Source organism: Roseovarius amoyensis (assembly GCF_003260265.1).
Lineage (GTDB): Bacteria > Pseudomonadota > Alphaproteobacteria > Rhodobacterales > Rhodobacteraceae > Roseovarius > Roseovarius amoyensis.
In genome coordinates this window covers 87,344-106,024 of record NZ_QITQ01000011.1, presented here as the reverse complement: position 1 = coordinate 106,024, position 18,681 = coordinate 87,344, and the positions used below count along the sequence as shown (strand labels likewise).

The window sequence follows — 18,681 nt, the reverse complement described above, 5'->3', positions numbered from 1 at the left end:
CGGAGGCCGCCCCATGCCCGCGATCGTCGAGATCGACAGTCTGACCAAGACCTATGATGATGGCTTTCAGGCGCTCAAGGGCGTCTCTCTGACTATCGAAGAGGGCGAGATACTGGCGTTGCTCGGCCCCAACGGGGCGGGCAAGACGACGCTGATCTCGGCACTCTGCGGCATCGTCGCGCCCACAGGGGGCCATGCGCGCGTCGGCGGTCTTGACATCGCTGCCGACTATCGCGCGGCACGGGCCATAATCGGGCTGGTGCCGCAGGAAATCACGCTGGAGCCGTTCGAAAAGGTCATCGACACCGTCCGCTTTTCGCGCGGGTTGTTCGGCCGGCCGCGCGACGATGCACTGATCGAGCGTGTGCTGCGCCAGCTGTCGCTTTGGGACAAGCGTGACAGCCGCATCATGCAGCTTTCCGGCGGGATGAAGCGGCGGGTCCTGATCGCCAAGGCGCTGTGCCACGAACCCAGAGTGCTGTTTCTGGACGAACCCACCGCCGGCGTGGATGTCGAGTTGCGCCGCGACATGTGGCGCGTGGTCGAGGGGCTCAAGCAAAGCGGCGTCACCATCATCCTGACCACCCACTATATCGAAGAGGCCGAGGCCATCGCCGACCGGGTGGCGGTGATCCATCGCGGTGAAATCCTGCTGGTCGAGGAAAAGGACGCGCTGATGCGGCGGATGGGGCAGAAATGCCTGCGCATCGAGCTGACCGAACCGATTGCCGCGGAGCCCGAAGCGCTGGCCGATTTCGGGCTGGTGTTGTCGGATGACGGCCGGGTGCTCAGCTATACCTACGACCGTCAGGCCGAACGCACCGGCATCACTCGGCTGTTGCGCACGCTGGCGGATGAGGGGATCGCGCTGGCGGATCTGCAGACCGCGCAATCAAGCCTGGAGGAGATATTCGTGGGCCTCGTCAGTGATGGGAAAGCGGCATGAACCTGCGGGCGATCTGGGCGATCTACAAGTATGAAATGGCGCGCTTCTTTCGCACGCTGCTGCAAAGCTTTGTCTCGCCGGTGCTGTCGACCTCGCTTTATTTCGTGGTCTTCGGCGCCGCCATCGGCAGCCGCATATCAGAGGTCGAAGGCGTGGCCTATGGCGCCTTCATCGTGCCGGGGCTGGTGATGCTGTCGGTGATGACCCAGTCCATCACCAACGCCGCATTCGGCATCTATTTCCCCAAGTTCATCGGCACCATCTACGAACTGCTGTCGGCGCCCGTCAGCTTTTTCGAGGTGGTGCTGGGCTATGTCGGGGCGGCGGCCACCAAGGCGATGTTCATCGGGGTGGTAATCCTGGTCACCTCGTCGCTGTTCGTCGATCTCGACATCGCGCACCCGCTGGCGATGGTGGCGTTCCTGGTTCTGACCTGTCTCAGTTTTTCGCTCTTCGGCTTCATCATCGGCATCTGGGCGCAGAATTTCGAGCAGCTTCAGCTTATCCCGCTGCTGATCGTCACGCCGCTGGTGTTTCTTGGGGGCTCTTTCTATTCGATTTCGATGCTGCCGCCGGCATGGCAGACGATCACGCTGTTCAACCCGGTGGTCTATCTGATCTCGGGGTTCCGCTGGTCGTTCTTCGGCCAGGCGGATGTGGCCATCGGGCTGAGCCTGCTGGCGATCGCCGCGTTCACGACGATCTGCCTGGTGCTGATCTGGGCGATCTTCAAGACCGGCTATCGTATCCGGGCGTGACAGGCGCGCGGCTCGCGCCGGGGTGCGGTCAGACTGTGCCGCCGCGTGACTTATTTGCCGCCGGTTACGTGATTTGTTCGCCACGGCGAAAAATGCCTCGTGCTGCCGCCTTGTTCTGGACCCGGGTGCATTCTACATCGGGCGGATGAACCTTAAATTTCCCCTGGTCAAACGCGGACCGCTGGTTGCCGTGATCCGGCTTAGCGGCGCCATCGGAACCGGCGCCCGAATGCAGCTCAATGACGAGGCGCTGACGCCGGTCATCGAAAAGGCATTCAAACGCGGCAAGCCGGCGGCGGTGGCGCTGGTGATCAATTCACCCGGCGGATCGCCGGTGCAATCCTCGCTGATCGCTGCACGTATCCGGCGGCTGGCGGAAGAGAAATCAATACCTGTACATGCCTTTGTCGAGGATGTCGCCGCCTCGGGCGGGTATTGGCTGGCCAGTTCGGCCGATGACATCTGGGTCGATCCCAGCTCGATCGTGGGTTCGATCGGGGTGATCTCGGCCGGCTTTGGCGCGCCGGTGCTGCTGGCCCGACAGGGGGTCGAGCGTCGTGTCCACACCTCGGGAAAGTCGAAAAGCATGCTCGACCCGTTCCTGCCGGAAAAGGAAGAGGACGTCGCGCGGCTGAAAAAGCTGCTGAGCGAGATGCACGAAACCTTTATCGATCAGGTCAAGACGCGGCGCGGCGACAAGCTGGCCAAGGGGCAAGATCTGTTTACAGGCGAATTCTGGCTGGGCGGACGCGCGGTGGAGCTGGGCCTTGTCGATGGTATCGGCCACATGGTGCCGAAACTGAAAGAGCTTTACGGCGACAAGGTGCGCCTGGCCCGTTATGGCCGCCGGCGTGGCCTGTTCCAGCGTTTCGGAATGGAGCTGGTGCAGGACGGCGTCGCGGCAATCGAGGAGCGGGCCGCCTATGCCCGTTACGGCCTGTGACGTGATCGTCAAGATCGTCACCCTTTTTCTGGTGTTCATGGCCGTGCTGGCCATGTTCGGCAGGTTGCGTTTTCCGGGGCAGAAACGGCTGGCGGCCGCGCGTTGTGCGCGCTGCGGACGGTTTCGCATGGGTCGCGGCCCTTGTGACTGCGGCAAGACGACAGGCAAGGGTAAGGGCAGATGATCGTCTGGCTGATGGCAGGTCTTGGATTGGTGATTCTGCTTCTGGCGGGGGATGCGCTGGTAAAGGGGGCGGTCAATCTCAGCCTGCGCGTCGGCGTGCCGGCCCTGATCGTCAGCCTGACCATCGTCGCCTTCGGCACATCGGCGCCCGAACTGCTGATCTCGGTCAACGCCGTTCTGGTCGATGCGCCGGGGCTGGCGCTGGGCAATGTCGTGGGCTCGAACATCGCCAATATCCTGCTGGTGCTGGGCGTGCCGGCAATCATCTCGCGGCTGCATGTCAGCCAATGCGAGAGCCGCCGGACATATCTGTTCATGCTGGCGATCTCGGTGGGGTTCGTGGCGCTGGCATTTCGCGGCCGGTTCGACGCCCTGTCGGCGGTGCTGTTGCTGGCGGTGCTGGCGCTCATTCTCGCCGATGCCTTTCGCGCGGCCCGCGATCACAGGCGAGAGGCCGCGCGCATCGCGCTGGATGCCCCCGAAACCGAAGATATCGAGGGCGCCGATCCCGACATGCCCTGGTGGCAGATCGTGGCGTTCCTGGTGCTGGGGCTGATGGGGCTGCCGCTGGGGGCCGATCTGCTGGTCGACAATGCGTCGATCATCGCGCGGCTATACGGCGTCAGCGACGCGGTGATCGGGCTGACGCTGGTGGCGCTGGGCACCTCGCTGCCGGAACTGGCGACAACGGTGATGGCGGCGCTGCGGCGGCAGGCGGATGTGGCGCTGGGCAATGTCATTGGGTCCAACATGTTCAACCTGCTGGCGATCATCGGCATTTCGTCGCTTGTGGGCGAGATCCCCGTCGAAAAGGAATTCCTGACCTTCGACCTGTGGGTGATGCTGGGGGCGTCGCTGATACTGGCGCCGTTCGTGATGATGTGCCGGGATATCGGCCGGCGCTGGGGCGTTGTCTTGACCTCGCTCTACGTGGTCTATGTCTGTGTTGTGTTGAGCTGACGGTTTGATCTGACGGGGAGGGCTGAACAGATGACGCGGGCACTGGTGACCGGCGCGGGCCGGCGGTTGGGCCGGGCAATGGCGCTGGAACTGGCGCAGCAAGGGTATGACGTTGCGGTTCACTACGCCACCTCGGCCGAGGACGCGGGTGAGGTGGTTGCCGAGATCCGGTCGCTGGGACGCGCTGCCGTGGCGCTGGGGGCCGACCTGCTGGACGAGGCGCAGGTGCAGACGCTGCTGCCGCGCGCGGCCGAGGCGCTAGGCGGGCCGGTGCTGGTGCTGGTCAACAATGCGTCGATCTTCGAACATGACCGCCTCGACACCGCCACCCGCGAAAGCTGGGACCGGCACATGGAAAGCAACCTGCGGGCCCCCTTCGTGCTGACCCAGGCGCTGGCCGCGCAGGTGCCCGACCCCGAGAACGACGAGAACGGCGAGCCGGTCGCGCGCGGGCTGGTGGTCAACATGATCGACCAGCGCGTGCGCAAGTTGACGCCCGAATTCATGAGCTATACCATTGCAAAGATGGGGCTCTGGGCGCTGACCCGCACCGCTGCGCAGGCGCTGGCGCCGCGCATCCGGGTCAACGCCATCGGCCCGGGTCCGACCCTGCAGGGCCACCGCCAGAGCGACGAGCATTTCCGCCGGCAGCGGCGCGCCACCGTGCTGGAGCGCGGAGTGGCGAGCGAGGATATTACCGCGGCGCTGGCATATCTGCTGCGCGCGCGGGCGGTTACGGGGCAATTGATCTGCGTCGATGGGGGGCAGCACCTCGCCTGGCGGACCCCTGATATCCTGGGGGTCGAGCCGTGATCGGCAGCCGAGTTGTGCACCGGTCGCGCTGCTGTCACGAACCCGTTACGAAATCTTTAACCTTTTCAGTATTTTGCTGGCAGCCCAGAAATTTTTCCGGCAAAATCAACATGTTGAAAAGGTGCCCATTTTTTGGGCAAGTCAGGGAAGCGGGCCGAAAACAATGAAAATTTCAGGGTCTTGCAAAGTTATCTGCAGGGTTATCCACAGGAATCGTGGACAGCTTTGCTCTTGATTGCGGCCCGTTAAGGTTGCAGCGAGAGCGAGAGAATCAGGAAAACTGCACAATGAAGCGGCCCGACCCCGATACAGCCCCCGACAAGGCCGAAACCGGCCATACCGTGATTCGGGCGTATCTCAAGACGCTCGACGCCTCGCCCGGGGTTTACCGGATGCTCGATGCAAAGGCGCGGGTGCTTTATGTCGGCAAGGCGCGCAACCTGCGCGCGCGGGTGTCGAGCTATGCGCGCCCGACGGGCCACACCGCGCGGATCGCGCGGATGATTTCCGAAACTGCCTCGATGATGTTCCTGACCACGGCGACCGAGACAGAGGCGCTGCTGCTGGAACAGAACCTGATCAAGCAGCTCAAGCCGCGCTACAACGTGCTGCTGCGCGACGACAAGAGCTTTCCCAGCATCATCGTCACCGACCACGATTTCCCCATGATCAGGAAGCACCGCGGCGCCAAAACCGGAAAGGGCACATTTTACGGGCCGTTCGCGGGGGCCGGTGCGGTGAACCGGACGCTGGCGCAACTGCAAAAGGTCTTTCAGTTGCGCAACTGCTCGAATTCGGTCTTTGAAAGCCGCACCCGTCCCTGCCTGCAATACCAGATCAAGCGCTGCACCGCGCCTTGCGTGGGCTATGTGACAAAGGACGAATATGCCCGCCAGGTGACCGATGCCAAGCGTTACCTGTCGGGCCGCTCAACCGAGTTGCAGGGCCGGCTGAAGGCCGAAATGAGGGCCGCCTCCGAGGCGCTGGAATTCGAACGCGCGGCCGCCCTGCGCGACCGCATCCAGGCGTTGACCCAGGTGCAGACCGCCCAGGGCATCAACCCGCGTACCGTGACCGACGCCGACATCGTGGCGCTGAATCTGGAAAACGGGCTGGCCTGCGTGCAGGTGTTTTTCATTCGGGCGGGGCAGAACTGGGGCAACCGGGATTTCTATCCGCGCGTTGGCCCCGACGTTGAGGAATCCGAGGTGCTGGAGGCGTTTCTGGGCCAGTTCTATGACAACAAGGAACCGCCCCGGCAGGTGATCCTGTCGCATGAGCCGGCCAATCCCGACCTGATGACCCAAGCGCTGACGGGCCGGCGCGGCGGCAAGGTTGAATTGCTGGTGCCCAGGCGCGGCGAAAAGGCGGAGCTGGTCGAGGGCGCGCTGCGCAACGCGCGCGAAAGCCTGGCGCGCCGGATGGCCGAGACGGCGACACAGGCGCGGCTGCTGCAGGGACTGGCGGACGCGTTCGGCCTGGACGAGCCGCCGGCGCGGATTGAGGTCTATGACAACAGCCACATCCAGGGCAGCGATGCGGTGGGCGCGATGATCGTGGCCGGGCCCGAGGGGTTCATCAAGTCGCAATACCGCAAGTTCAACATCCGTGGCGATGCGCTGACGCCGGGCGACGATTTCGGGATGATGAAAGAGATGCTGGAGCGGCGCTTCAAGCGGTTGCTCAAGGACAGCCCCGACCGGAAAGAGGGGCAATGGCCCGACCTGCTGTTGATCGACGGCGGTGCCGGGCAGATCAGCGCGGCGGTCGAGATCATGCGCGACCTGGGCGTGGCCGATATCCCCGTGGTGGGTGTGGCCAAGGGCATCGACCGCGATCACGGCAAGGAAGAGTTCCACCGCGCCGGGCAGCGGCCCATGGCGCTGAGGCGCAACGACCCGGTGCTGTATTTCATCCAGCGCCTGCGCGACGAGGCGCACCGCTTTGCCATCGGCACCCACCGGGCGAAGCGGTCAAAGGGGATCACGGCCTCGCCGCTGGATGAGGTGCCGGGCGTGGGCGCGGCGCGCAAGCGAGCGCTTTTGGCACATTTCGGGTCGGCCAAGGCGGTCAGCCGCGCGGCGCTGGCTGATCTCAAGGCGGTCGAGGGCATCTCGGCCGGGCTGGCGCAGAAGCTCTACGATTTTTTCCACGAAAAAGGGTAGGGCGGCGATCAAAAGTCATTGGGGTATTCAACTCCCGCCCGCTCAGTACCCGTGTGCGCGATCGACCAGGTGCAACAGCGGCTCGCCCGCCTCGGAGCGGCGGATGTTCTCGGCGATGACGCGCGCGGCGGTTTTGGGCCGCGTATCGGCCGCGATATGGGGCGTGACGGTGACGTGCGGGTGGCGCCAAAAGGGGTGGTCTTCCGGCAGTGGTTCTTTCCGGAAGACGTCCAGCGTGGCATGGGCAACCTGCCCGCTGTCGAGCGCCGCGATCAGCGCGTCGTCGTCGATCAGCGGCCCGCGCCCCGGATTCAGGATGAACGCGCCACGGGGCAGCAGCGCCAGCGTGCGGGCGTTCAGGATAGTTGTTGTCTCGGGCGTGTCGGGCAGCAGCAGCACCAGGATCTGCGCGCTGGCCAGCGCCTGTTTCAGCCCATCGGGCCCGGGCAGGCAGGTGATGCCGGGGATGTCCTTTGGTGTCCGGCTCCACCCCGCTACCGGAAAGCCGATGCCCGTCAGTATCTGCGCTGCCGTCTGGCCCAACTCGCCCAGCCCCAGGATGGTGACCGGCCGCTCCCTTGCCAGTGGCGGGGTGCGTTGGGTCCAGTCGCCGGGGGCGCGGCGGACGTCCAGGTCGGTGCCCAGATGATGGCGCAGCGCGTGCCCCGCCACCCATTCGGCCATGCCCAGCCTCAGCCCCTCATCGACCATCCGGCACAGCGGCTGGGTCAGGGTGGGATTGTCGACGATGGTTTCCACCCCGGCCCAGAGACTTAGTACCGCTCTGGCGCGGGTGAAGGGGCGGAAATCGCTGACCGGGCCGTTGGGGGCATAGACGATGTAATCCACCTCGCCCGGCGGGATGTCGGTGGCCAGTCGGGTGTTCAGCCCTGCCTCGGCCAGGGCGGTTGTCAGCGCAGGTTCGTATTCGTCCCACCTTTCGGGGCGGCCCGCGAACAATACGTTGAGCGTCATCGCATCACCTCGGTCTGTGGACGTGCGCGCTTTGCACCAGGCCGAACCCCAGCATCAGGATCAGCATCGCCGAGCCGCCATAGCTGACCAGCGGCAGCGGCACGCCGACCACGGGCGCCAGCCCCGTCACCATCGCCATGTTGACGGCGAAGAACAGGAAGAACGTAACCGCCATGCCCAGCGTCAGCAGCGACGAGAACCGGTCGCGGTTCTTGAGCGCCGAGGCGACGCAGAAGAAAACGATCAGCGCATAAAGCGCCAGCAGAGACACGGCACCGACAAAGCCGAATTCCTCGGCCAGGGTGGTAAAGATGAAATCGGTGTGCTTTTCGGGCAGAAAGTTCAGCCGCGACTGCGTGCCCTGCATGAACCCCCGCCCTGTCCAGCCGCCGGAACCAAGCGCGATCTTGGACTGGGTGATGTGATAACCAGCCCCCAGCGGGTCAGAGGCGGGGTCCAGAAACGTGTCGATGCGCCGGTACTGATAATCGGCCAGAAGCTGCCAGTCGGTGCCGCGGCTTTGAAATACAGCGGTGACCAGCCCGACCAGCGCGGCGATGACAACTGCGAAATAGGCCCAGTGCACCCCGGCCATGAACATCATCGCCCCGCCGCCCGCAATCAGCAGGATCGAGGTGCCCAGGTCGGGCTGGCGCAGCACCAGCGCGACCGGAACCAGGATCATCACCGCCGGGATCAGCACCCAAAAGGGGCGCGACACCCGCGACATTTGCAGCCAGTCGTAATAGGCGGCAAGCCCCATCACCAGCGCGACCTTCATCAACTCGGATGGCTGCAGGCGCATGAACCCGATGTCTATCCAACGCTGGGCGCCCTTGCCCTCGACGCCGAAGAACACCACCGCGACCAGCAGCAGCACGGCGCCCAAGTATGCCAGCGCGGACATGTTGCGCCAGAACCAGATCGGAACCATGCCGATGGCGAACATCGCCACGAAACCGATGGCAAAGCGTTTCATCTGCGGCTCGGCCCAGGGCGAGAACGATCCGCCCGCGACCGAGTAGAGCATCAGGAAACCGATCCCCGCGACAGTGGTCAGCAACAGTGCCAGCGCCCAGTTGAAATGGAGCACCTTGCGCAGCCCCGTCGGCGTGGTCCTGACGGAATACTCCAGGTAACTCATGCGCGGCCACGCTTCTGCGTGCCGCCGGCGGGCCGGTACTGGCGCAGCTGTTCCTGCTGTGTCCTGATGCGACCGCGGTCCTTGGCCGGGTAGGCATCAAGCGGCGGATCGCCGCCGTATAGCGCCTGCAGGGTAATGTCGCGCGCGATCGGGGCGGCGACTGACGATCCGCCGCCGCCGTGTTCCACCACCACGGACACCGCGACGCGCGGCGCCTCATAGGGGGCGAAGTCGACGAACAGGGCGTGGTCGCGCTGACGCCAGGGCAGATCGGCATTGCTGCGCACGCCCGAGGCGCGTTCGCCCGTCGAGATGTTGCGCACCTGGCTGGTGCCGGTCTTGCCGGCCATGCGGTAGCCGTCTGCGATGATGCGGTTGGAATAGGCGGTGCCGCGGCGGCTGTTGCTGACCGCGAACATCGCGCGGCGCACCTCATTCAGCATGTTGGGGTTCAGGCCCAGATCGGGCATCTCGCCGCCGGGCTCCTCGACCCCGTCGACGGACCGGATCAGCCGCGGGGTGATTGCGCGGCCGGTGGCCAGCCGCGCCGCCATCACCGATAACTGCAATGGTGACGCCAGAACGAAGCCTTGGCCGATCGCGGCATTGACGCTGTCGCCGATCACCCATTCGGCGCCGCGGTTTACGATCTTCCAGTCCTTGGTGGGCGTCAGCCCCTTCGCGACCGAGGTCATCGGCAGGTCATACTCGATGCCCAGGCCCAGCCGCTGTGCCATCGCCGATATCTTTTCGATGCCCACCCGCTGCGCCAGGTCGTAATAGTAGACGTCGCAGCTTTCCCTCAGCGAGCGGTGCAGATCGACATTGCCGTGACCAGAGCGTTTCCAACAGTGAAAACGGCGGTTGCTGATCTCGACATAGCCGGGGCAATAGACGGTTTCGTTGGGGTCGATCTGGCCATCTTCGAGCGCCGCCAGCGCGGTAACCATCTTGAAGGTCGAGCCGGGCGGATAAATGCCCTGCACCGCCTTGTTGGGCAGCGGCCGGCGCTCGTTCTCCAAAAGGGCATTGTAATCGGTCGACGAGATGCCGCGCACGAACAGGTTGGGGTCGAAGCCGGGGGAGGATGCGCAAGCCAGCATGTCGCCGGTCTGGCAGTCGATCACCACCACCGCCGCGCTTTCGTCGCCCAGGCGGGCATGAACGTAGGTCTGCAGTTCGTTGTCCAGGGTCAGCTGGATGTCGGCGCCAGAGGTGCCCTCGTGGCGCTCAAGCTCGCGCATGACGCGGCCGGTGGCGTTGACCTCGACGCGCTTGGTGCCGGCCTTGCCGCGCAGCAGGTCCTCGCGTTCGGCCTCCAGCCCGATCTTGCCGATCTGAAAGCGGGGGATCAGCAGCAGCCCGTCAGGGGCATCTATCCGTTCCAGGTCGCGGTCGCTGACCGGGCCGACATAGCCGACGACATGGGCATAGGCCGCGCCGTGCGGGTAATGGCGCGTTAGCCCCACCTCGGGCGCGACGCCTGGCAGGGCGGGTGTGTTTACGGCCACGCGGCTGATCGCCTCCCAGCTGACGCGGTCAGCCACGGTGACGGGGGTGTCGCCGCGCAGGCGTTCCAGGTCGCGGCGCGCGCGGTTCAGCTCGTCCGGGTCAAGTTCGACCAACTGCCCCAGCCGGTCGATCACCGCCTCTATGTCGCTGGTTTCCTCGGGGACCAGCGTGATGCGATAGCTGGGCACGTTTTCGGCGATGATCACGCCGTTGCGGTCGAAGATGCGCCCGCGCGCCGGCGGGATCAGACGGATGTTGATCCGGTTTTCATCGGCCAGCAGGCGAAACTGGTCGGCCTGTTCGACCTGCAGGAACCGCATCCGCAGTGCCAGAACCGCGGCGGATGCGGACATGACGCCGCCCAGGATCAGGCTGCGCCGACTGATGCGGCGGTGGCTGGTGGCGCTGTCGCGGGTTGGCCGTCTCATGCGCGTGGCCTCATGGCGTCCAGATCGCCGGGCGCGGCCTTGCGCACGCCAAGGGCGAAATGTGACACGAACACGACGGCTGGATAGGCCAGCAGCGTGGCCACCAGTTCCATCAGGCTCAGCCCCAGCGGTGCCTGGTCGACCAGCGTGATGCCCAGCACCATGCGAAAACCCAGCGTCATCGCCACAAGTGTCGTGGCCACGCTGGCCCATTCCATCATAAAGGTCAGGTCGCGCAGGTTCTGCGCGCGTGCCTTCAGCGCTTGGCTGCCGATCAGCACCAGCGCCGCCCACAGCCCCGGCGGGCGCTGAAACAGCAGGTCGGTCAGCAGTATCACCGCGGCGATCAGTAGCGGCGGCACATATTCGGGGCGTCGCAGGCTCCAGGCAAGGGTCAGGGCGACGATCAGGTCAGGGCCGGCCCAGCCGCGCGGCAGGGTGTCGAGCGGCATCAGCCGCAGGAACATGAGGACCCCGCAAAGCGCCAGGAACAGCGCCCGCATCGACCACAGATGTGCCGGTCCCCGCTCAACCATCGGCGGCCTCCGGCGTCGTTTCGTCGGCGGTTTCGTCGGGCCGGTCCCGGTCCGTGCTCAGGGGGATGGGCCGTGACCCCGGTGGGGTGACCGGCCCGCCCGGCTCGGTGATTTGTTCCTCGCCCCAGTTTCTGAGCACGCGCAGGAATTCAAGCCGCTCGTAGTCGGCCGACAACCGCACGCGCAACCGCCCGCTGGGGTCGCGCGCCACGCGGCCGACATGCAGACCCGCCGGAAACACCCCGCCATCGCCCGAGGCAACGACCCGGTCGCCCGGGCGCACCTGGTCGGGGGCCTCTAGAAAGCTGACGACCGGCGCCGGGCTGTTGTCGCCCGACAGCAGGGCGTGCTGGCCAGAAGGTTCGATGGTGACGGCGATGCGGCTGGAGGTGTCGGTCAGCAGTATCACCCGCGAGGTGCGTTCGCCCACGCCCGAGATGCGCCCGACCAGCCCCAGCCCGTCCATCGCTGCCCAGCCATCGACGATGCCGTCGCGGGCGCCCACGTTGATCAGCACCGATTGCCGGAAGGGGGAGCCGCTGTCGGCCATCACCACGCCGGTGACGTAGGTCAGCCGCGGGTCGAGCTGGACATTGTTGAGGTCGAGCAGTCGCGCGTTTTCCTGTTCGAGCTGCAACGCCGCCTCTTTCCACGCCTTCATCTGTTGCAATTCACGGCGCAGTTCCTGGTTTTGCTGGTAGATGCGCTGATAGCTTTGGAAATCGCGCAGCAGGTTGACCGTCGCGGTCACCGGCGCCATCGCCCAGTCAAAGCTGGGAACCACCTTGTCGACGACCTGGGCGCGAAACCGTTCTACCCGCGGACTGTCGATTCGCCACAGGACGAACAGACCGATCAGGCACATGACCAGCACGCCCGCCAGCAGGCGCTTCAGCGGGCCGGAATAGTCGCCTTCCTGCGGTCTCTCCCGTGCCAATAGCAGCCCCTCGGTCGCAAGCAGTGTGGGTCAGCTGTCGTAGTCTATCGCGTGCCGGAGCTGTTTTTCAAACTCCAGCGCCTTGCCGGTGCCAAGTGCCACGCAGTTGAGGCTGTCATCGGCAATGGACACCGCCAGCCCGGTCTGTTCGCGCAGCGCAAGGTCCAGGTCGCCCAGCAGGGCACCGCCCCCGGTCAGCATCACGCCTCGGTCGACGATGTCGGCGGCCAGGTCCGGCGGCGTGGTTTCCAGCGCGGTCATCACCGCCTCGCAGATCGACTGCACCGGTTCGGCTAGGGCCTCGGCCACCTGGGCCTGGGTGATCTCGGTTTCCTTGGGCACGCCGTTCAACAGATCGCGGCCTCGGATCTGCATCGAGGTGCCGCGCCCGTCATCGGGCATGCGCGCGGTGCCGATCGAGGTCTTGATCCGCTCGGCGGTCGATTCGCCCACCAGCAGGTTCAACTGGCGGCGCAGATAGTTGATGATCGCCTCGTCCATGCGGTCGCCGCCGACCCGGATCGAACGGGCATAGACGATGTCGCCCAAGCTGAGCACCGCGACCTCGGTGGTGCCGCCGCCGATGTCGACGACCATGTTGCCGGTGGGGTCGGTGATCGGCATGCCCGCGCCGATGGCCGCCGCGATCGGCTCGGCAATGAGGCCGGCACGACGCGCCCCGGCCGACAGCACCGACTGACGGATGGCGCGCTTTTCCACCGGGGTGGCGCCATGCGGCACGCAGACGATGATCTTGGGCTTGGAAAAGGTCGTGCGCTTGTGAACCTTGCGGATGAAGTGCTTGATCATCGCCTCGGCGGTGTCGAAGTCGGCGATCACGCCTTCACGCATCGGCCGGATCGCCTCGATGCTGCCGGGCGTGCGGCCCAGCATCAACTTGGCGTCCTCGCCTACCGCCAGCACCTTCTTGACCCCGTCCTTGACGTGGTAGGCCACCACCGAAGGTTCGGACAGGATGATGCCACGGCCCTTGACATAGACCAGCGTGTTCGCGGTCCCGAGGTCGATGGCCATGTCGGACGAAAACAGCCCGGGAATGTGGTCGAAGATCGACATATGCGCGTTGAATCCTGTCGCAGATTGGGTTGCGGGCCGGCGAGTCGGCGGCTGTATTGAGAGTTCTTATAATGGTCGGAACCGAGGGGCGAAAGGCCCGGTTTTTGCTGCATTCGGCGTCTATCTGCCGGAAATGCCACAAGGCGCCGCATGAGTATGCCGAACGAAAAGATCAACGGCCGCCACCACGTGGGCAATCGGATTCTTCTAAGCCCGTGATCGTCGCCATTAGGCAACTATCCGCTAATAAATCAGCCCTGCGCCCTCTGACCGGCTGGGTTTTGGAAGGCGGTTGCCTAATGGTGATCCTTGAAAGGCTCGTGATCGAGAGCTGCCGAACCGAACAGGGGAAACCAATGAAACTCCGTATCATCGCCGCCGCAATCGCTCTGCTCTCCCCCGCCGCCGCGTCCGCCTCGGGCCTGACTCAGGCAATCGTGCCGCCGTCGCCCGTCGCCGCAACCTCTTATGACTGGTCCGGCTTCTACGTCGGGTTGTTCGGCGGCGCGGCCGAGAACAAGACTAAATCGACCGACATTACCGGCGAGGAATTCGGCGGTTCCACGCCAGGTGCGGCGCTCTCGCTGTCGGGGAAAGACGCGATATGGGGCCTGACATCGGGCTACAATTTCCAGAGCGGCGCTTGGGTTTACGGACCTGAAATCGAGCTGGGCAGTCTTTCGATCGACAAGACGTTCGTCATCAACGGGGATGACGGCGTACGGACCAAATACAGTAATTTCGGGGCGCTCACTGGCCGTCTGGGCTACAGCATGGACCGTACGCTCATCTATGCCAAGGGCGGCCTGGCAATTGCCCGGATCAAAAACGGCGGTGGCGAATATGACGGAATCGGCAGCGAGGACAGTGGTGGCGGTTGGGGCTTTGATGGTAACGAGGCCGGTGTCGGCAGCTCGCTTCGGCAAGGATGGGCGCTGGGGGTCGGCATCGAACATGCGATCAGCCAGAAATTTTCTGTAAAGGCCGAATATCTTTACTCGGACTTCGGCAACAAGACCTATGGAACATTCGTATCGGGCTTTCAGCCCTTCAAGTTCCACGACCGCCTTCACATGCTGAAGATCGGCGTGAACTACCGATTCTAGAGGGCATGGTGCCGGTTCCCGGTCTCGCGTGACGTCTCGCGCAGGATATCCTGCGTGCTTCGAAAGTCGTGCGCGGAATTTATGGTGCTGCTGGAGAGAATTGAACTCTCGACCTCTCCCTTACCAAGGGAGTGCTCTACCTCTGAGCTACAGCAGCCTGCCGTGGCGCGCCTATTAGACGCTTCCGGACACGCGCGCAAGGGATAACTGGACCGCGATTTGCGCCTGCGGTAGGAAAGGCGCCATGACCGAACGCACGCCCCGAAATCCGGATTCCCACGCCCCGAAAAACGGATCCGATAACAGGCAGGACCGGCTGAAGGCCGCGCTCAAGGCCAATATGGCCCGGCGCAAGGCCCAGATGCGGGCACGGGCCGGAACGGGGCAGGGCGGTGCGGCGGATGAGGCAGGCAAGGACAAGGAATAGCGGCGAATGGATTCGATACTGGTGACAGGCGGCGGGCCGCTGAAGGGCGACATACCCATTGCAGGGGCCAAGAACGCCTGCCTGGCACTGATGCCGGCGACGCTTTTGAGCGAAGAACCGCTGACGCTGACCAACGCGCCACGCCTGTCGGACATTCGCACGATGAGCGTGCTGTTGCAAAGCCTCGGCGCCGAGGTCACGGCGATGCAGGACGGGCAGGTGTTGGCGCTGTCGGGGCATGACCTGAAAAGCCACGTTGCCGACTATGACATCGTGCGCAAGATGCGCGCGTCGATCCTGGTGTTGGGTCCGCTTCTGGCGCGCGAGGGGCAGGCGGTGGTCTCGCTGCCTGGTGGTTGTGCCATCGGCGCGCGCCCTGTCGATCTGCACCTCAAGGCGCTGGAGGCAATGGGCGCAGAGCTGGAACTGCGCGACGGTTACGTGCACGCCTCAGCCCGTGGCGGGCTGAAGGGGGGCGAGGTGGCATTTCCCTTCGTCTCGGTCGGGGCGACGGAAAACGCGCTGATGGCGGCGACGCTGGCCAAGGGAACCACCGTGCTGAAAAACGCGGCGCGCGAGCCCGAGATCGTCGACCTTGCGCAATGCCTGCGCCGGATGGGCGCCCATATCGAGGGCGAAGGCACCGAAACCATCACCATCGAGGGGGTTGACCGGCTGGGCGGCGCCACGCACCGGGTGGTGCCCGACCGTATCGAGCTGGGCACCTATATGCTAGCGCCGGCCATTTGCGGCGGCGAGGTGGAATGCCTTGGCGGGCGCGTCGACCTGATCGGCGCATTCTGCGAAAAGCTGGACGAGGCCGGTATTTCGATCGAAGAGACCGAGCGCGGGCTAAAGGTGGCGCGCAAGAATGGCCGGGTGAAATCGGTCGATGTGGTCACAGCGCCCTTTCCAGGCTTTCCGACCGACCTGCAGGCGCAGATGATGGCGCTGATGTGCACCGCTGATGGTGTCAGCGTGCTGGAAGAACGGATTTTCGAGAACCGCTTCATGCATGCACCGGAACTGATGCGGATGGGGGCACAGATCGACGTACATGGCGGCACCGCGCGGGTGACCGGGGTCGAGCGGCTGAAGGGCGCGCCGGTGATGGCGACCGACCTGCGCGCCAGCGTTTCGCTGATCCTGGCCGGGCTGTCCGCCGAGGGCGAGACGCGGGTGAACCGGGTCTATCACCTGGATCGCGGATATGAGAGCGTCGAGGAAAAGCTGGGCGCGGTGGGCGCCAGGATCGAAAGGGTGAGTGAAACGTGAGCCAGGACGCGCGATTCGAAGAGGGCGCCGAGGCGCCGCTCAACCTTGGGGCCTTGGATGCCGAGGATCTGCAGGTCATTTCGTCACTTGCGCAGGATGCGGTGTTCCCGGCCACGGAAATGGCCTGGCGCGCGCGTGAGCGGCGCTTTGCGCTGTTGCTCAACCGTTTCCGGTGGGAGGACCAGGGCCGCGACCGCCACGGGCCGGAACGGGTGCGTTCGGTGCTGGCAGTGGACAACGTGATGAAGGTGTCCAGCCAGGGCTTTGACCGCACCGACAGGGACCTTGTGATGTCGCTTCTGTCGGTGACGTTCGAGCCGGGCGAAGACGGCGCCGGGCAGGTGCTGCTGACACTCGCGGGGGATGGCGCGATCCGGCTGGATGTCGAGGCGCTGGATGTCACGCTCAAGGATGTGACCCGCCCCTACAAGGCGCCATCGGGCAAGGCGCCGGAACACGGCGACTGAAACGCGCGACCCCGAAATCCTTCAAGGATTTCGGGGCGTTTTCTTTTGAAGAAAACGCGCGTGTCTGGTCCGGGGCCTTGAGCGCGCCGCAGCGCCCGCCTAAAGACAGCGGCGAAAGGATGTCCGATGCCCCAGTTCATGGATTCTGCCGACGCGGATTTCGAAACCGCCTTTGTTGCCCTGCTGGGCGCCAAGCGCGAAGAGGCCACCGATGTTGATGACGCGGTCGCCGCGATCATCGCCGATGTGCGCGCCCGCGGGGATGTTGCGCTGATCGAGCTGACCGAACGCTTTGACCGGATGACGCTGACACCTGAGCAGTTGCGCTTTGCGCCCAAGGAAATCGACGCGTTTATAGCCGGGGTAAGCGCCAAGGAACGCGCAGCGCTGGAGCTGGCGGAGGAACGCATCCGCGCCTACCACGCCCGCCAGATGCCAACGGATGAAAGCTGGACGGATGAGCAGGGCGCAATGCTCGGCTGGCGCTGGACACCGGTCGCGGCGGCGGGGCTATACGTGCCCGGGGGGCTGGCCTCTTACCCGTCATCGGTGCTGATGAACGCCATTCCTGCCAAGGTCGCCGGGGTCGGGCGGCTGGCGATCACCGTGCCCACGCCCGATGGTATTGCCAACCCGCTGGTGCTGCTGGCGGCGCGGCTGGCAGGGGTGGACGAGGTTTACCGCATCGGTGGCGCGCAGGCCATCGCGGCGCTGGCCTATGGCACCGAAACCATCGCCCCGGTGGACAAGATAACCGGCCCCGGCAACGCCTATGTGGCGGCGGCCAAGCGGCGCGTTTTTGGCCGGGTCGGCATCGACATGATCGCCGGACCGTCCGAGATACTGGTCATTGCCGATGGCGACAACGACCCCGACTGGATCGCGCTGGACCTGCTCAGCCAGGCCGAACACGACGAAAGCGCACAGTCGATCCTGATCACCACCGATCCCGCCTTTGCCAAAGCGGTCGCGCGGGCGGTCGAGGCGCGGCTGCAGACGCTGGAACGCCGCGCCATCGCCGCCGCCAGCTGGCGCGATTTCGGCGCTGTGATCACCGTGCCCGACCTGGAAACCGCCGCCCGGCTTGCCGACCGCATCGCGCCCGAGCACCTGGAACTGTGCGTCGCCGAGCCAGAGGCACTGGCCGACCGGATCACCCATGCCGGCGCGATCTTCCTGGGGCCCTGGACGCCAGAGGCCATCGGCGATTACGTCGGCGGGCCGAACCATGTCTTGCCGACGGCGCGCTCGGCGCGGTTTTCCTCGGGCCTCAGCGTGATGGATTTCCTCAAGCGGACGACGCTGGCGCGGATGACCCCGGCGGCGCTGAACGCCATCGGCCCGGCGGCCGAGACATTGGCGATCTCGGAAAGCCTGCAGGCGCACGGGCTGAGCGTGCGGGCGCGGCTGGACAAGCTGAACGAGGGCTGAGGCCGGCGCAGGCGTGACGCTGCGGTCACGGCCGGGCGCACGCGTGGCTTGCCGATTGCCCCGGGCTGCGGGCTGCGCTACTCAGCCACGGACAATTGCCGGAGGGCCGACCAATGTCCCGCATCTGTGAAATCGAACTCGACGACGCCAACCTGCCGCCACCGACGCCCGAGATCGAGCAGGAACGCAAGGTCGCCATGTTTGACCTGATCGAGGAAAACGCCTTTGCGCTGCCTGCGCGCAATGGCACAGCCGTGCCCGATGGCCCCTATCGGCTGACGCTGGCGATCCGGGAAAAGCGTCTGGTTTTCGACATTCGCAGCGAGGCGGGCGAATCGGCGGCAGAGTTTCACCTGTCGCTCAGCCCCTTCCGGCAGGTGGTCAAGGATTACTGGGCGATCTGCGAAAGCTATTTCGACGCGGTCAAGAACCTGCCCCCCGGCCAGATCGAAACCATCGACATGGCTCGCCGGGGAATCCACAACGAAGGCGCGCGGGTGCTCGAGGAACGGCTGGCGGGCAAGGCCGAGGTCGACAGCGATACCGCGCGGCGGCTGTTCACCCTCATCTGCGTGCTGCATTTCGGGGGCTGACACGG

Annotated in this window: 19 protein-coding genes and 1 tRNA gene; 13 read left to right on the top strand and 7 right to left on the bottom strand. The window is 65.1% G+C overall.

Annotated elements, in window-relative coordinates; translation table 11 throughout:
* The first annotated feature begins 13 nt into the window (after positions 1-13).
* The 7 genes from DL899_RS11365 to uvrC all read left to right on the top strand — a co-directional run bounded on the left by DL899_RS11365 (position 14) and on the right by uvrC (position 6,768).
* Positions 14-946, top strand: a complete 933-nt coding sequence (locus tag DL899_RS11365) for an ABC transporter ATP-binding protein (protein ID WP_111734472.1) — start codon at positions 14-16, stop codon at positions 944-946.
* Positions 943-1,704, top strand: a complete 762-nt coding sequence (locus DL899_RS11360; RefSeq protein WP_111734471.1) for an ABC transporter permease — start codon at positions 943-945, stop codon at positions 1,702-1,704. The genes DL899_RS11365 and DL899_RS11360 overlap by 4 nt, the downstream gene beginning before the upstream one ends.
* A 145-nt stretch (positions 1,705-1,849) precedes the next feature.
* Entirely contained in the window at positions 1,850-2,647 is a 798-nt protein-coding gene (locus DL899_RS11355) for a S49 family peptidase (protein WP_111734494.1), read from the top strand.
* Positions 2,628-2,831 (top strand): hypothetical protein, encoded by a 204-nt coding sequence (locus DL899_RS11350; protein ID WP_111734470.1) that lies wholly within the window; start codon positions 2,628-2,630, stop codon positions 2,829-2,831. Before DL899_RS11355 ends, DL899_RS11350 begins: the two co-directional genes overlap by 20 nt.
* The gene (locus DL899_RS11345; RefSeq protein WP_111734469.1) at positions 2,828-3,790 is read left to right on the top strand and encodes a calcium/sodium antiporter; all 963 of its coding nucleotides are present in this window, start codon (positions 2,828-2,830) and stop codon (positions 3,788-3,790) included. Before DL899_RS11350 ends, DL899_RS11345 begins: the two co-directional genes overlap by 4 nt.
* Before the next feature lie 30 nt (positions 3,791-3,820).
* On the top strand, positions 3,821-4,603 hold the full coding sequence (locus tag DL899_RS11340; RefSeq protein WP_111734468.1) for an SDR family oxidoreductase: 783 nt from the start codon (positions 3,821-3,823) through the stop codon (positions 4,601-4,603).
* Between the two features lie 287 nt (positions 4,604-4,890).
* Positions 4,891-6,768: an excinuclease ABC subunit UvrC gene (gene uvrC, locus DL899_RS11335; RefSeq protein WP_111734467.1), complete on the top strand. Its 1,878-nt coding sequence runs from the start codon at positions 4,891-4,893 to the stop codon at positions 6,766-6,768.
* Positions 6,769-6,810: 42 nt separating this feature from the next.
* Here the strand turns inward: uvrC and DL899_RS11330 are convergent, their stop codons facing one another.
* The 6 genes from DL899_RS11330 to DL899_RS11305 are packed head-to-tail and all read right to left on the bottom strand — an operon-like array spanning position 6,811 to position 13,377.
* Positions 6,811-7,743, bottom strand: a complete 933-nt coding sequence (locus DL899_RS11330; RefSeq protein ID WP_111734466.1) for a 2-hydroxyacid dehydrogenase — start codon at positions 7,741-7,743, stop codon at positions 6,811-6,813.
* Between the two features lie 4 nt (positions 7,744-7,747).
* Positions 7,748-8,887 (bottom strand): rod shape-determining protein RodA, encoded by a 1,140-nt coding sequence (rodA, locus tag DL899_RS11325; protein WP_111734465.1) that lies wholly within the window; start codon positions 8,885-8,887, stop codon positions 7,748-7,750.
* Positions 8,884-10,827, bottom strand: a complete 1,944-nt coding sequence (mrdA, locus tag DL899_RS11320) for a penicillin-binding protein 2 (RefSeq protein ID WP_111734464.1) — start codon at positions 10,825-10,827, stop codon at positions 8,884-8,886. The genes rodA and mrdA overlap by 4 nt, the downstream gene beginning before the upstream one ends.
* Positions 10,824-11,363, bottom strand: a complete 540-nt coding sequence (locus tag DL899_RS11315) for a rod shape-determining protein MreD (protein WP_111734463.1) — start codon at positions 11,361-11,363, stop codon at positions 10,824-10,826. The genes mrdA and DL899_RS11315 overlap by 4 nt, the downstream gene beginning before the upstream one ends.
* Positions 11,356-12,300, bottom strand: coding sequence for a rod shape-determining protein MreC (gene mreC / locus DL899_RS11310; RefSeq protein ID WP_111734462.1), 945 nt, complete (start codon positions 12,298-12,300; stop codon positions 11,356-11,358). Before mreC ends, DL899_RS11315 begins: the two co-directional genes overlap by 8 nt.
* Positions 12,301-12,330: 30 nt before the next feature.
* Positions 12,331-13,377 (bottom strand): rod shape-determining protein, encoded by a 1,047-nt coding sequence (locus tag DL899_RS11305; RefSeq protein WP_111734461.1) that lies wholly within the window; start codon positions 13,375-13,377, stop codon positions 12,331-12,333.
* A gap of 299 nt (positions 13,378-13,676) precedes the next feature.
* Here DL899_RS11305 and DL899_RS11300 point away from each other — a divergent pair, with 299 nt between their 5' ends.
* Entirely contained in the window at positions 13,677-14,483 is an 807-nt protein-coding gene (locus DL899_RS11300) for an outer membrane protein (RefSeq protein WP_162685561.1), read from the top strand.
* A gap of 82 nt (positions 14,484-14,565) precedes the next feature.
* Here the strand turns inward: DL899_RS11300 and DL899_RS11295 are convergent.
* A tRNA-Thr gene (locus tag DL899_RS11295) sits at positions 14,566-14,640 on the bottom strand.
* Positions 14,641-14,727: 87 nt separating this feature from the next.
* Between DL899_RS11295 and DL899_RS11290 the strand changes: the two genes are divergently transcribed.
* The 5 genes from DL899_RS11290 to DL899_RS11270 all read left to right on the top strand — a co-directional run bounded on the left by DL899_RS11290 (position 14,728) and on the right by DL899_RS11270 (position 18,676).
* Positions 14,728-14,910: a hypothetical protein gene (locus tag DL899_RS11290; RefSeq protein WP_111734459.1), complete on the top strand. Its 183-nt coding sequence runs from the start codon at positions 14,728-14,730 to the stop codon at positions 14,908-14,910.
* A 6-nt stretch (positions 14,911-14,916) separates the two neighbouring features.
* The gene (gene murA, locus DL899_RS11285) at positions 14,917-16,185 is read left to right on the top strand and encodes a UDP-N-acetylglucosamine 1-carboxyvinyltransferase (protein WP_111734458.1); all 1,269 of its coding nucleotides are present in this window, start codon (positions 14,917-14,919) and stop codon (positions 16,183-16,185) included.
* Positions 16,182-16,652 carry a DUF2948 family protein gene (locus DL899_RS11280; protein WP_111734457.1) on the top strand — a complete coding sequence of 157 codons (471 nt, stop codon included), beginning with the start codon at positions 16,182-16,184 and terminating at the stop codon, positions 16,650-16,652. The genes murA and DL899_RS11280 overlap by 4 nt, the downstream gene beginning before the upstream one ends.
* A gap of 126 nt (positions 16,653-16,778) precedes the next feature.
* Positions 16,779-18,083, top strand: a complete 1,305-nt coding sequence (gene hisD, locus DL899_RS11275) for a histidinol dehydrogenase (RefSeq protein WP_111734456.1) — start codon at positions 16,779-16,781, stop codon at positions 18,081-18,083.
* A 113-nt stretch (positions 18,084-18,196) separates the two neighbouring features.
* A complete protein-coding gene (locus DL899_RS11270; RefSeq protein ID WP_111734455.1) occupies positions 18,197-18,676 on the top strand; it encodes a UPF0262 family protein in 480 nt (159 codons plus the stop codon).
* Positions 18,677-18,681: the final 5 nt, after the last annotated feature.